Origin of the sequence: Pseudomonas sp. D4002 (assembly GCF_013385665.1) — a bacterium.
In the GTDB taxonomy this organism is placed as follows: domain Bacteria; phylum Pseudomonadota; class Gammaproteobacteria; order Pseudomonadales; family Pseudomonadaceae; genus Aquipseudomonas.
Window position 1 is genome coordinate 222,337 of record NZ_JACAPN010000015.1, and the last position, 13,698, is coordinate 236,034.

A 13,698-nucleotide genomic window follows, 5' to 3' on the forward strand; every position below is an offset into this window, starting at 1 on the left:
CGGGCAGGAACCTGGTAGTAACGCGAGAATCCCTCCCTGCTGAATCGTCAGCAGATGCGTCTTCGTAATACCGAAAAAATCTTACTCTTAATAAATTACTTTAACTTTAAGCCTTAGCTCTTTGAGCTATTTGGTGTTGTTGAGTCAAAATCGCCGTCAAACTCTCGTTTCTCCTCCCTTTACCTTCCTAAATCTCCGTTCTGTAAGGCTTTTCCTTGAATCCGCGCCTTGACGGTGTGGTGGGCGCATTCCTATAGTGTGCGCAAGTGGCGGAAAGTGGCACAAAGTGGGTTTTTTGAACGTAAAACGCTAAAATTTGGAGAAACGCATCTGTGTTTCGCGGAGCTAACGCTATCAGTCTCGATGCAAAAGGCCGTCTCGCCATGCCGAGCCGGTATCGTGACGAGCTCATTTCGCGAAGTTCCGGGCAATTAATCATCACCATCGATGCCGTTGATCCCTGTTTATGTGTGTACCCGCTCGATGAGTGGGAGCTGATTGAAACCAAGTTGCGTGCACTGCCTTCACTGCGTGAAGAGAACCGCCGCCTGCAACGCTTGCTGATTGGTAATGCCGTCGACCTCGAACTCGATGGCAGTGGTCGTTTCCTGGTTCCACCGCGTCTGCGCGAATACGCCAAATTGGACAAGCGCGCGATGCTGGTAGGCCAACTGAACAAGTTCCAATTGTGGGACGAAGATGCCTGGGATGCTGTTTCTGCAGCTGACCTGGCTGCTATTCAACAACCGGGCGCCATGCCTGATGAACTGCGTGATTTGATCCTGTGACTATTGATAGCGGCTTTAACCACATCACCGTACTGCTTGACGAAGCCGTTGAGGCTCTCGCCGTACGCGCGGATGGCTGCTATTTGGATGGCACCTTCGGCAGGGGCGGGCACAGTCGGCTGATCCTCAGCCAGCTGGGTCCGGACGGTAAGCTCCTCGGGTTCGACAAAGACCCTCAAGCGATTGCCACCGGGCAAGCGCTAGCGGCCGAAGACGGCCGCTTTGTCGTTGTGCAGCGCAGCTTTGCCGAGCTCGGTGCAGAAGTCGCCGAACGTGGCATGGCGGGCAAGGTGGCCGGGGTTCTGCTGGACCTGGGCGTGTCTTCCCCACAGCTGGACGACCCTGAGCGTGGCTTCAGTTTCATGAACGACGGCCCGCTGGACATGCGCATGGACCCAAGCCGTGGCATCAGCGCCGCGCAGTTCATCGCTACCGCTCCCCACGAAGAAATCACCCGTGTGTTCAAGGAATACGGCGAAGAGCGCTTCGCTGGCCGCATGGCGCGTGCCGTGGTCGAACGCCGGGAAATCCAGCCGTTCGAGCGCACGGCCGACCTGGCTGAGGTGCTGAAAGTCGCCAACCCTGCATGGGAAAAGGGCAAGAACCCGGCAACCCGTGCGTTCCAGGGCCTGCGTATTCACGTCAACAACGAATTGGGCGACCTGGAAGCCGGCCTCGAAGCCGCCCTGGAAGCTCTGGAAGTGGGCGGTCGCCTGGTGGTGATCAGCTTCCACTCCCTGGAAGACCGCATCGTCAAATTGTTCATGCGTCGCCTGGTCAAGGGCGAGTCCGACAACCTGCCGCGCAACCTGCCGGTGCGTTACGAAGCTTTTGTGCCGAAAATCAAAATCCATGGCAAAGCGCAGTTCGCTTCCGAAGCCGAACTCAAGGCCAACCCACGTGCCCGTAGCGCTGTCATGCGCGTTGCGGAGAAGTTGCGGTGAGCAAGCTTTTCGCCAAGCCCCTCCCGGGCGGCAGCTTCTTTATGTTGCTGCTATTTGTTGGCGTGCTGGTGTCCGCGATTGCGGTGTCCTACAGCGCCCATTACAACCGCCAACTGCTCAATACCCTGTACGGGGAGTTGAGCGTGCGCGACAAGGCGCAGGCGGAGTGGGGCCGGTTGATCCTCGAGCAAAGTACCTGGACGGCCCACAGCCGCATCGAAGTGCTGGCCACTGAACAACTGAAGATGCACATCCCGGGCGCTGCAGAAGTTCGCATGGTGGCGCCATGATGAAACTCGAGGGCGCACTCTACCCGTGGCGTTTCCGCGTAGTGCTGGGGTTGCTGGCACTGATGGTGGGCGCGATTGCCTGGCGGATTATCGACCTGCAAGTGGTGGACCGTGACTTCCTGATCGGCCAGGGCGATGCCCGTAGCCTGCGGCATATCCCGATTCCTGCACACCGCGGCCTGATCACCGACCGTAACGGCGAGCCCCTGGCCGTCAGTACCCCGGTGACCACCCTGTGGGCCAATGCCAAGGAAATGCAGACCGCCAAGGACAAATGGCCGGAACTGGCTGCCGCCCTGGGCCAGGACCCGAAAGCCCTGAGCGAACGCCTCGAAGCCCAGGCCAATAAAGAATTCATCTACCTGGTTCGCGGGCTCACCCCCGAACAAGGCCAGCAAGTACTCGACCTTAAAGTCCCCGGTGTCTATGGCATCGAGGAATTTCGGCGTTTCTACCCGGCCGGCGAAACCACCGCCCATATGGTGGGTTTCACCGACATTGATGATCACGGTCGCGAAGGCGTGGAACTCGCCTACGACGAATGGCTGGCCGGGGTTCCCGGCAAACGACAGGTCATCAAGGATCGGCGCGGCAGACTGATCAAGGATGTCCAGGTCACCAAAAACGCCAAGGCCGGTAAGCCCTTGGCGTTGTCGATTGACCTGCGCCTGCAATACCTGGCCAACCGTGAGCTGCGTAACGCGATCATCGAGAACGGTGCGAAAGCCGGCAGCCTGGTGATCATGGACGTGAAGACCGGCGAGATTCTCGCCATGGTCAACCAGCCGACCTACAACCCCAACAACCGTCGCAACCTGCAACCGGCGATGATGCGCAACCGCGCCATGATCGACGTGTTCGAGCCGGGTTCGACCATGAAAGCCATTTCCATGAGTGCCGCCCTGGAAACCGGGCGCTGGAAACCGGCCGACAAGGTCGAGGTTTACCCGGGCACATTGCAGCTGGGCAAATACACCATTCGTGACGTGTCGCGCACCGAAGGTCCGGTGCTGGATTTGACAGGTATCCTGATCAACTCCAGTAACGTGGGCATGAGTAAAGTCGCCTTCGATATCGGCGGCGAAGCCATCTACCACCTCGCGCAGAAAGTCGGCCTGGGGCAACCCACTGGCCTGGACTTCCCGGGCGAGCGTGTGGGTAACCTGCCGAACTACCGTGACTGGAAAAAGGCCGAAACCGCCACGCTTTCCTATGGTTATGGCCTGTCGGTGACAGCCATCCAGCTGGCCCACGCCTTCTCGGTGCTGGCCAACAACGGCCGCATGGTGCCGCTGAGCCTGATCCACCTGGACGAGGCGCCGCCTGCGACCCAGGTGATCCCGGAAAACGTCGCCAAGACCATGCAAGGCATGCTGCAACAAGTGATCGAAGCACCGCGTGGCGTGTTCCGTGCCCAGGTGCCGGCGTATCACGTGGCAGGCAAGTCCGGTACCGCGCGTAAAACCGCCGTGGGCACCAAGGGCTACGCCGAAAACTCCTACCGCTCGCTGTTCGCAGGCTTCGGCCCGATGAGCGATCCGCGCTACGCCATCGTCGTGGTGATCGATGAGCCGAGCAAAGCCGGTTACTTCGGTGGCCTGGTATCGGCGCCGGTGTTCAGCAAGGTGATGTCCGGGACGTTGCGCCTGATGAACATCACACCGGACAACCTGCCGGCTACCCAACAAGCGAACGCCGGCCCGCCGGCCGCTGCTGTAAAAGCCAATGGAGGGCGCGGCTGATGTCTCTGAGCCTGAACAAGATTTTTGCCCACGCCGGCCGCGATCTGCTGATTCGCGAGTTGACCCTGGACAGCCGTAATGTGCGTGCCGGCGACCTGTTCCTGGCAGTGCCGGGTGGCAAGTTCGACGGCCGTGACCATATCGCCGACGCGCTGCAACGCGGCGCTGCGGCAGTAGCCTATGAAGTGGAAGGCGCCACCGTGCTGCCGATCACCGACGTGCCTTTGATTCCGGTCAAGGGCCTGGCTGCGCAATTGTCGGACATCGCCGGGCGCTTTTATGGCGACCCGAGCCGCACCCTGAACCTGGTGGGCGTGACCGGTACCAACGGCAAGACCAGCGTGACCCAATTGGTTGCCCAGGCGCTTGACCTGCTGGGTCAGCATTGCGGCATCGTCGGCACCCTGGGCACCGGTTTCTACGGCGCGCTGCAAAGCGGGCTGCACACCACGCCTAACCCGATTGCCGTGCAAGCGACCCTGGCCGACCTGAAAAAGGCCGGTGCCAAGGCGGTTGCCATGGAAGTCTCGTCCCACGGTCTGGACCAGGGGCGCGTGACTGCCCTGGCGTTCGACGTGGCGGTGATGACCAACCTGTCCCGCGATCACCTGGATTACCACGGGACCATGGAGGCCTACGCCGCCACCAAGGCCCGGCTGTTTGCCTGGAATGACCTGAAGTGCCGGGTGGTCAACCTGGACGACGAATTCGGTCGCCAACTGGCCGCCGCCCAAGGCGACGGTCGCCTGATCAGCTACAGCCTGGAAGACTCCAGCGCCTACCTGTATTGCCGTGAAGCCACCTTTGATGACGAAGGCGTGCGCGCCACGCTGGTTACGCCACAGGGCGAGCACCATTTGCGCAGCACCTTGCTCGGGCGTTTCAACCTGAGCAACGTATTGGCCGCCGTCGGTGCCTTGCTTGGCCTGGATTACGCCCTCGACGAAATCCTGCGGGTGTTGCCGAAGCTGGAAGGCCCGGCCGGTCGCATGCAACGCCTCGGCGGCGGCACCCAGCCGCTGGTGGTGGTCGATTACGCCCACACGCCGGACGCCCTGGAAAAAATCCTGCAGGCCCTGCGCCCCCACGCCAAGGGCAAGTTGCTGTGCCTGTTCGGCTGTGGCGGTGACCGCGATCGCGGCAAGCGCCCGTTGATGGCGGAAATCGTCGAGCGACTGGCCGACGGTGTGCTCGTCACTGACGACAACCCGCGCAGCGAAGACCCAAGCCAGATTTTCGATGACATTCGTGTCGGCTTTAAAGATGCGTCCAAGGCGACGTTCGTTGCCGGTCGCGGTACAGCCATCGCCCAATTGATCGCCGGCGCAAGTGCTGACGACGTGGTGGTGCTGGCCGGTAAAGGTCACGAGGACTATCAGGAAATCAACGGCGAACGCCACGCCTTCTCCGATCTGGTCGAGGCTGATCACGCCCTGACCGCGTGGGAGGTGGCCCATGCTTAAGCCGCTTAAATTCAGCGAACTGACCCAGGCCTTGTCGGCCCGCGTGCTGTCGGCTGATTGCAGCTTTGATGGCGTCAGCATCGACAGCCGGACGATCAAGCCCGGGCAACTGTTTGTCGCCTTGGCCGGCCCGAGTTTCGATGGCCATGACTACCTGAATGACGTCGCTGCCAAAGGCGCTGTCGGCGCTCTGGTGCAGCGCGAAGTCGCTGACTCGACGCTGCCACAATTGCTGGTCGCCGACACCCGCCTGGCCCTCGGCCAACTGGGGGCGCTGAACCGTGCCGCCTTCACCAAGCCTGTTGCGGCGATCACCGGTTCCAGCGGCAAGACCACGGTCAAGGAGCTGCTGGCCGGCATCCTGCGCACGCGCGGCCCGGTCCTGGCGACCCGTGGCAACCTGAACAATGACTTCGGCGCTCCGCTGACCCTGCTCGAACTGGCCCCGGAACACACGGCGGCCGTCATTGAGCTGGGTGCTTCGCGCATCGGCGAAATCGCCTACACCGTGGCCATGACCAAGCCTCACGTCGCGGTGATCAGCAACGCCGGCACCGCCCACGTCGGCGAGTTTGGCGGCCCTGAAAAGATCGTCGAAGCCAAGGGCGAAATCATCGAAGGCCTCGACGCATCCGGCACTGCCGTGCTGAACCTCGATGACAAGGCCTTCGAAACCTGGCGTGTACGTGCCGCCGGTCGCAAGGTGTTGAGCTTCGCGGTGCACAACGCCGCTGCCGATTTCCATGCTTCGAATATCAAGGCCGACGCCCGTGGCTGCCCGTCCTTCACCCTGCATACCCCGCAAGGTGACGAGCACGTACAACTGAACCTGCTGGGCAACCACAACGTCGCCAATGCCCTGGCTGCCGCCGCCGCCGCCCACGTGCTGGGCGTGTCGTTGTTTGGCATCGCCACCGGCCTTGGCGCCGTGCAACCGGTCAAGGGCCGCACCGTCGCGCAACTGGCCAGCAACGGCATGCGCGTGATTGATGACACCTACAACGCCAACCAGTCCTCGATCTGTGCCGCCATCGACCTGCTGACCAGCTTCGACGGTCGCAAGGTGCTGGTGCTGGGGGATATCGCCGAGCTGGGCGAGTGGGCCGAACAGTCTCACCGTGAAGTCGGCGCGTACGCCGCCGGCAAGGTCGATGCCCTGTACGCCGTTGGCCCGAACATGCTGCACGCCGTGGACACCTTCGGGCCGGGCGCCAGGCATTTCGCCAGCCAGGCCGAACTGATCCAGGCACTGAGTGCGGCTGAACAAGACAAACACACCACTATTTTGATCAAGGGATCGCGCAGCGCGGTGATGGAAAACGTCGTCGCGGCCTTGTGTGGCTCAAGTACGGAGAAACATTAATGCTGCTGCTGCTGGCTGAGTATCTGCAACAGTTCCACAAAGGCTTCGCGGTCTTTCAGTACCTGACCCTGCGCGGGATCCTGGGTGTGCTGACCGCGCTGTCGTTGTCGCTGTTCCTCGGGCCATGGATGATCCGTACCCTGCAAAACCTGCAGATTGGCCAGTCGGTACGCAACGACGGCCCGCAGTCGCACCTGTCCAAATCCGGCACCCCGACCATGGGCGGCGCGTTGATCCTGTCGTCCATCGGCATCAGTACGCTGCTGTGGGCTGACCTGCATAACCGTTATGTCTGGACCGTGCTGCTGGTGACCCTGTTGTTCGGCGCCATCGGTTGGGTAGATGACTACCGCAAGGTGATCGAGAAGAACTCCAAGGGGCTGCCAAGCCGCTGGAAGTATTTCTGGCAGTCGGTGTTCGGCCTCGGCGCGGCGATCTTCCTGTTCATGACTGCGCCAAGCGCGGTGGAAACCACCCTGATCATCCCGATGCTCAAGGACGCCAGCATTCCACTGGGCGTCGGCTTCGTGGTGCTGACCTACTTCGTGATCGTCGGCTCCAGCAACGCGGTCAACCTGACGGACGGCCTCGACGGCCTGGCGATCATGCCGACGGTGATGGTGGGCGGTGCCCTCGGCATCTTCTGCTACCTGTCGGGTAACGTGAAATTCGCTGAATACCTGCTGATCCCGTATGTACCGGGCGCAGGCGAACTGATTGTGTTCTGCGGTGCGTTGATCGGTGCGGGCCTGGGCTTCCTGTGGTTCAACACCTACCCCGCACAAGTCTTCATGGGCGACGTCGGCGCACTGGCGCTGGGCGCGGCCCTGGGCACCATCGCGGTGATCGTCCGCCAGGAAATCGTCCTGTTCATCATGGGCGGTGTGTTCGTGATGGAAACCCTGTCGGTGGTGATCCAGGTTGCCTCCTTCAAATTGACCGGGCGCCGAGTATTCCGCATGGCGCCGATTCACCACCACTTTGAACTCAAGGGCTGGCCTGAGCCGCGGGTGATTGTCCGTTTCTGGATTATCACCGTGATTCTGGTTCTGTTCGGCCTTGCCACCCTGAAACTGAGGTAGAAACGAGTGTCCCTGATCGCTTCAGACCACTTCCGCATCGTTGTCGGCCTCGGCAAGAGCGGCATGTCCCTGGTTCGCTTCCTGGCGAACCGGGGCACGTCGTTTGCCGTGGCCGATACGCGGGAAAATCCACCGGAGCTGGTCACGCTGCGCCGTGACTACCCGCACGTGGAAGTGCGTTGTGGCGAGCTGGATGTCGAGTTTCTGTGCCGTGCCGATGAGCTCTACGTGAGCCCCGGCCTGGCCCTGGCGACCCCGGCCCTGCAAGCGGCGGCGGCCCGTGGCGTGAAGTTGTCCGGCGATATCGAGCTGTTCGCGCGTAACGCGAAGGCGCCGATCGTGGCCATCAGTGGTTCCAATGCCAAAAGCACCGTCACCACCCTGGTGGGCGAGATGGCGGCTGCGGCCGGCAAGCGCGTGGCCGTGGGCGGCAACCTCGGTACGCCGGCGCTGGACCTGCTCAGCGACGACGTCGAGCTGTACGTGATGGAACTGTCGAGTTTCCAGCTGGAAACCACCGACCAGCTCAACGCCGAAGTGGCCACCGTGCTCAACGTCAGCGAGGACCACATGGACCGCTACAGCGGCCTGCCGGCGTATCACCTGGCCAAGCACCGGATCTTCCGTGGCGCGCGGCAAGTGGTGGTGAACCGTCAGGATGCCCTGAGCCGTCCGCTGATCGGCGAAGGTCTGCCGTGCTGGACCTTCGGCCTGAACAAGCCTGACTTCAAGGCCTTCGGCCTTCGGGAAGAGAACGGCGAGAAATACCTGGCCTTCGAATTCCAGAACCTGATGCCGGTGCGCGAACTGAAAATCCGTGGTGCCCACAACCAGGCCAACGCCCTGGCGGCGCTGGCGCTCGGTCACGCAGTTGGCTTGCCGTTCGACGCCATGCTCTCGGCCCTGCGCAGCTTTGCCGGCCTTGAGCATCGCTGCCAATGGGTTCGCGAGCTGGCTGGTGTTGGCTATTACAACGATTCCAAGGCCACCAACGTCGGTGCGGCACTCGCTGCCATCGAAGGCTTGGGTGCCGACATTCAGGGCAAGGTCGTGCTGATCGCCGGTGGCGACGGCAAGGGTGCCGACTTCAAGGACCTTAAAGGCCCGGTCGCCGCCAACTGCCGCGCCGTGGTGTTGATGGGCCGTGATTCCGGCCTGATCGCCGATGCCCTGGGCGACGCCGTACCGCAGGTGCGCGCGCAGTCCCTGGACGATGCCATCGCCCAATCCAAAGCCTTGGCTCAGCCGGGCGACGTGGTGCTGCTGTCGCCTGCCTGCGCCAGTTTCGACATGTTCAAGAACTACGAAGAGCGCGGCCAGCTGTTCGCCCGCGCCGTGGAGGCCTTGGCATGAGTATCAACTTCCGTAACATCATCAAGCCGTACCCGTCGCCGATCATTACCGGGCGCGGTATCGACCTGGACTTCCCGATGCTCGCCGGTTGCCTCGCGCTGCTGGGCCTGGGCCTGGTGATGATCACCTCGGCCTCCTCGGAAGTGGCTGCGGTGCAATCGGGCAACACCCTGTACATGATGATCCGTCACCTGGTGTACCTGGTGATTGGCCTTGGCGCATGCATCGTCACCATGATGATCCCGATCGCCACCTGGCAGCGCCTGGGTTGGCTGATGCTGGTGGGCGCCTTCGGCCTGTTGGTGATGGTGATCCTGCCCGGCATCGGGCGTGAGGTGAACGGCTCGATGCGCTGGATCGGCTTCGGTGCGTTCAACGTGCAGCCCTCGGAAATCGCCAAGGTGTTCGTGGTGATCTACCTCGCCGGCTACCTGGTGCGGCGCCAGAAAGAAGTACGCGAAAGCTGGATGGGCTTCTTCAAGCCGTTCATCGTGCTGCTGCCCATGGCCGGCCTGTTGCTGATGGAGCCGGACTTCGGTGCCACCGTTGTAATGATGGGGGCGGCGGCGGCGATGCTGTTCCTCGGTGGCGTCGGCCTGTTCCGCTTCACCTTGATGGTGGTGCTGGCGGTGGCCGCCGTGACCATTCTGGTGCAGGCGCAACCCTACCGGATGGCCCGTCTGATTACCTTTACCGACCCGTGGTCCGATCAGTTCGGTTCCGGCTACCAGTTGACCCAGGCGTTGATCGCCTTCGGTCGCGGTGAGTGGCTGGGCGTGGGCCTGGGCAATAGCGTGCAGAAGCAGTTCTACCTGCCGGAAGCCCACACCGACTTCGTGTTCTCGGTACTCGCCGAAGAGCTGGGCGTGGTCGGTTCGCTGTGCACCGTCGCGCTGTTCGTGTTCGTGTGTGTTCGCGGCATGTACATCGGCTTGTGGGCCGAAAAGGCCAAGCAATATTTCGCCGCCTACGTGGCGTACGGCTTGTCGTTCCTGTGGATCGGCCAGTTCCTGATCAACATCGGGGTGAACGTCGGCCTGCTGCCGACCAAGGGCCTGACCTTGCCGTTCCTAAGTTACGGCGGCAGTTCGTTGGTGATTTGCTGCGCCTGTCTCGGGTTGTTGCTGCGTATCGAGTGGGAGAGTCGGACCCACCTGGGCAGCGAAGAGATGGAGTTCAGCGAAAGCGACTTCGCCGAGGAGCCGAACCATGGGCGCTAACGTGCTGATCATGGCAGGCGGCACCGGTGGCCACGTGTTCCCGGCGCTGGCCTGTGCCCGTGAGTTCCAGAACCGTGGCTACACCGTGCATTGGCTCGGTACGCCGCGCGGCATCGAAAACGATCTGGTACCGAATGCCGGCTTGCCGCTGCATTTGATCAACGTCACCGGCTTGCGTGGCAAGGGCAAATTGTCCCTGCTGAAGGCGCCGTTCGTGTTGCTCAAGGCCGTGTGGCAAGCGCGCAAGGTGATCCGCGAAGTGAAGCCGGTGTGCGTGCTGGGCTTTGGTGGCTACGTGACCGGCCCGGGCGGTGTTGCGGCAAGACTCGCCGGCGTGCCAGTGATCGTCCACGAGCAGAATGCCGTGGCCGGCACTGCCAACCGCCTGCTGGTGCCCTTGGCTGCACGGGTATGCGAGGCGTTTCCGAAGACCTTTGGTGCCGCGGACAAGTTGCGTACCACCGGCAACCCGGTGCGTACCGAACTGTTCATGGACATCACCCGCCAGCCATTGGCCGGTCGCAAGGCGCACCTGTTGATCCTGGGCGGAAGCCTGGGCGCCGAACCGTTGAACAAATTGCTGCCTGAAGCGGTGTCGCAACTCCCCGTGGAGTTGCGCCCGGAGATCTTCCATCAGGCCGGCAAGAACCACGATGAAGTGACCGCCACGCGTTATCGCGATGCGGGTGTGGAGGCGAATGTGCAGCCCTTCATCAAAGACATGGCCCAAGCCTATGGCTGGGCCGACCTGGTGGTCTGTCGCGCAGGTGCGTTGACCGTCAGTGAACTGGCCGCCGCCGGTCTGCCGTCCTTGCTGGTGCCTTTGCCCCACGCGATCGACGATCACCAGACCCGCAACGCCGAATATTTGGCCGGGGAGGGCGCTGCCTTCCTGCTGCCGCAAAGAACGACTGGCGCCGCCGATTTGGCCGCACGCCTGACCGAGGTTTTGATGCAACCGGAACGACTGAACAGCATGGCGAGCACCGCAAGCCGCCTGGCCAAACCTGACGCAACCCGCACCGTGGTCGATATCTGCCTGGAGGTGGCCCATGGTTGAGAATCAGAAAGCCATGCCACAGCCGGAAATGCGCCGCATCCGTCGCATCCACTTCGTCGGTATCGGAGGCGTGGGCATGTGCGGGATCGCCGAAGTGTTGCTGAACCTGGGTTACCAGGTGTCCGGCTCCGATCTGAAAATGTCGCCGGTCACCGAGCGCCTGGAATCGTTTGGCGCAAAAATCTTTATCGGCCACCGCGCCGAGAACGCTGCCGAAGCCGACGTGCTGGTGGTCTCCAGCGCTGTGAACACCTCCAACCCGGAGGTGGCCACCGCCCTTGAACGCCGCATTCCCGTAGTGCCGCGTGCCGAAATGCTGGCTGAGCTGATGCGCTACCGCCACGGCATCGCCGTCGCCGGTACCCACGGCAAGACCACCACCACCAGCCTGATCGCCTCGGTGTTCGCCGCCGGTGGCCTGGACCCGACGTTCGTCATCGGTGGCCGCCTGAATGCAGCCGGCACCAATGCACAACTGGGGACCAGCCGTTACCTGATCGCCGAAGCCGATGAAAGCGACGCCAGCTTCCTGCACCTGCAACCGCTGGTGGCCGTGGTGACCAACATCGACGCCGACCACATGGCGACCTACGACGGTGACTTCAACAAACTGAAGAAAACCTTCGTCGAGTTCCTGCACAACCTGCCGTTCTACGGTCTGGCCGTGGTGTGCCTGGACGATCCGGTGGTGCGCGAAATCCTGCCGCTGGTGAAGCGTCCGACCGTGACCTACGGCTTCAGCGAAGACTGCGACGTGCGCGCGATCAATGTGCGCCAGCAAGGCATGCAGACTTTCTTCACCGTGCTGCGTCCTGACCGCGAGCCGCTGGATGTCTCGGTGAACATGCCGGGCAACCACAACGTACTCAACTCCCTGGCGACCATCTGCATCGCCTCCGACGAAGGCGTCAGCGATGAAGCCATCGTCGAAGGCCTGTCGGGTTTTGCCGGCGTGGGTCGTCGCTTCCAGGTCTACGGCGAACTGCCGGTGGACGGCGGCAACGTGATGCTGGTGGACGACTACGGTCACCACCCGACCGAAGTGGCAGCGGTGATCAAGGCCGTACGCGGTGGCTGGCCGGAACGCCGCCTGGTGATGGTGTACCAGCCGCACCGCTACAGCCGTACCCGCGACCTGTACGACGATTTCGTCAATGTACTGGCGGATGCCAACGTGTTGCTGCTGATGGAAGTCTACCCGGCCGGTGAAGAACCGATCCCGGGTGCCGACAGCCGCAAGCTGTGCAACAGCATCCGTCAACGCGGCCAGTTGGACCCGATCTACATCGAGCGTGGTGTGGACCTGGCGCCGATCGTCAAGCCGCTGCTGCGTGCCGGCGACATCCTGCTGTGCCAGGGTGCCGGTGACATCGGTGGCCTCGCCCCTAAATTGCTGGCAAGCCCGCTGTTTGCCGCCGCACAGGGGAAGTCGAAATGACCACTGACTACGGCTCCCTGTTCTCGACCATTCAACCTGCCGACTTCGGCCGGGTTGCGGTGCTGTTCGGTGGCAAGAGCGCTGAGCGTGAAGTGTCGCTGAAGTCCGGCAATGCCGTGCTGGAAGCGCTGCAAAGTGCCGGTGTGAATGCGTTCGGCATCGACGTGGGTGATGACTTCCTGTCGCGCCTGCAGGCCGAGAAGATCGACCGCGCCTTCATCATTCTTCACGGCCGTGGCGGTGAAGACGGCAGCATGCAGGGCCTGCTGGAGTGCCTGGGCATTCCGTATACCGGCAGCGGCATCCTCGCTTCGGCCCTGGCCATGGACAAGTTGCGCACCAAGCAGGTGTGGCACAGCCTGGGTATTCCGACCCCGCGTCACAGCGTGCTGTGCAGCGAAGACGATTGTATTTCTGCAGCCAAGGAACTGGGCCTGCCTTTGATCGTCAAACCAGCCCATGAAGGCTCCAGTATCGGCATGGCTAAAGTGAACTCAGCCGCCGAATTGATTGACGCATGGAAAGCGGCCAGTACCTACGATTCGCAAGTGTTGGTGGAACAGTGGATTCAAGGTCCCGAGTTCACCATCGCTACTCTGCGTGGCCAGGTATTGCCGCCCATCGCATTGGGCACGCCCCACACCTTTTACGACTACGACGCCAAGTATGTGGCCTCCGATACCCAGTACCGGATCCCGTGCGGCCTCGACGCAGCCAAGGAACAGGAATTGATGGACCTCACGGCGAAAGCCTGTGAGGCGCTGGGTATCGCCGGTTGGGCGCGGGCAGACGTGATGCAGGATGACCAGGGGAACTTCTGGTTCCTGGAAGTCAACACTGCACCCGGGATGACCGACCACAGCCTGGTACCCATGGCCGCTCGTGCCGCCGGCCTGGATTTCCAGCAGTTGGTGCTGGCGATCCTGGCAGCAAGCATAGAGCCACGAGGCTAAGA

Annotated in this window: 12 protein-coding genes; all 12 read left to right on the forward strand. The window is 62.2% G+C overall.

Annotated elements, in window-relative coordinates:
- Positions 1-332: 332 nt before the first annotated feature.
- Genes mraZ through HX824_RS09005 form a run of 12 tightly spaced genes read left to right on the forward strand, consistent with a single transcriptional unit; the run spans position 333 to position 13,696 of the window.
- Positions 333-788 (forward strand): division/cell wall cluster transcriptional repressor MraZ, encoded by a 456-nt coding sequence (gene mraZ, locus HX824_RS08950; RefSeq protein WP_003171868.1) that lies wholly within the window; start codon positions 333-335, stop codon positions 786-788.
- The gene (gene rsmH, locus HX824_RS08955) at positions 785-1,732 is read left to right on the forward strand and encodes a 16S rRNA (cytosine(1402)-N(4))-methyltransferase RsmH (RefSeq protein WP_003216201.1); all 948 of its coding nucleotides are present in this window, start codon (positions 785-787) and stop codon (positions 1,730-1,732) included. The genes mraZ and rsmH overlap by 4 nt, the downstream gene beginning before the upstream one ends.
- A complete protein-coding gene (gene ftsL, locus HX824_RS08960) occupies positions 1,729-2,022 on the forward strand; it encodes a cell division protein FtsL (RefSeq protein ID WP_003216203.1) in 294 nt (97 codons plus the stop codon). The genes rsmH and ftsL overlap by 4 nt, the downstream gene beginning before the upstream one ends.
- Positions 2,022-3,764: a penicillin-binding protein 2 gene (locus HX824_RS08965; protein ID WP_166742205.1), complete on the forward strand. Its 1,743-nt coding sequence runs from the start codon at positions 2,022-2,024 to the stop codon at positions 3,762-3,764. Before ftsL ends, HX824_RS08965 begins: the two co-directional genes overlap by 1 nt.
- Positions 3,764-5,227, forward strand: coding sequence for a UDP-N-acetylmuramoyl-L-alanyl-D-glutamate--2,6-diaminopimelate ligase (locus HX824_RS08970; protein WP_177054440.1), 1,464 nt, complete (start codon positions 3,764-3,766; stop codon positions 5,225-5,227). Before HX824_RS08965 ends, HX824_RS08970 begins: the two co-directional genes overlap by 1 nt.
- Positions 5,220-6,590 (forward strand): UDP-N-acetylmuramoyl-tripeptide--D-alanyl-D-alanine ligase, encoded by a 1,371-nt coding sequence (murF, locus tag HX824_RS08975; protein ID WP_177008739.1) that lies wholly within the window; start codon positions 5,220-5,222, stop codon positions 6,588-6,590. Before HX824_RS08970 ends, murF begins: the two co-directional genes overlap by 8 nt.
- On the forward strand, positions 6,590-7,672 hold the full coding sequence (gene mraY / locus HX824_RS08980; protein ID WP_008434230.1) for a phospho-N-acetylmuramoyl-pentapeptide-transferase: 1,083 nt from the start codon (positions 6,590-6,592) through the stop codon (positions 7,670-7,672). Before murF ends, mraY begins: the two co-directional genes overlap by 1 nt.
- A gap of 6 nt (positions 7,673-7,678) precedes the next feature.
- Positions 7,679-9,025 (forward strand): UDP-N-acetylmuramoyl-L-alanine--D-glutamate ligase, encoded by a 1,347-nt coding sequence (gene murD, locus HX824_RS08985; protein WP_177054441.1) that lies wholly within the window; start codon positions 7,679-7,681, stop codon positions 9,023-9,025.
- Positions 9,022-10,245 carry a putative lipid II flippase FtsW gene (ftsW, locus tag HX824_RS08990; protein ID WP_003216215.1) on the forward strand — a complete coding sequence of 408 codons (1,224 nt, stop codon included), beginning with the start codon at positions 9,022-9,024 and terminating at the stop codon, positions 10,243-10,245. The genes murD and ftsW overlap by 4 nt, the downstream gene beginning before the upstream one ends.
- Positions 10,235-11,305, forward strand: coding sequence for an undecaprenyldiphospho-muramoylpentapeptide beta-N-acetylglucosaminyltransferase (gene murG / locus HX824_RS08995; protein ID WP_177054442.1), 1,071 nt, complete (start codon positions 10,235-10,237; stop codon positions 11,303-11,305). The genes ftsW and murG overlap by 11 nt, the downstream gene beginning before the upstream one ends.
- The gene (gene murC / locus HX824_RS09000) at positions 11,298-12,743 is read left to right on the forward strand and encodes a UDP-N-acetylmuramate--L-alanine ligase (RefSeq protein WP_003216219.1); all 1,446 of its coding nucleotides are present in this window, start codon (positions 11,298-11,300) and stop codon (positions 12,741-12,743) included. Before murG ends, murC begins: the two co-directional genes overlap by 8 nt.
- Entirely contained in the window at positions 12,740-13,696 is a 957-nt protein-coding gene (locus HX824_RS09005) for a D-alanine--D-alanine ligase (RefSeq protein WP_003216220.1), read from the forward strand. The genes murC and HX824_RS09005 overlap by 4 nt, the downstream gene beginning before the upstream one ends.
- Positions 13,697-13,698 lie beyond the last annotated feature (2 nt).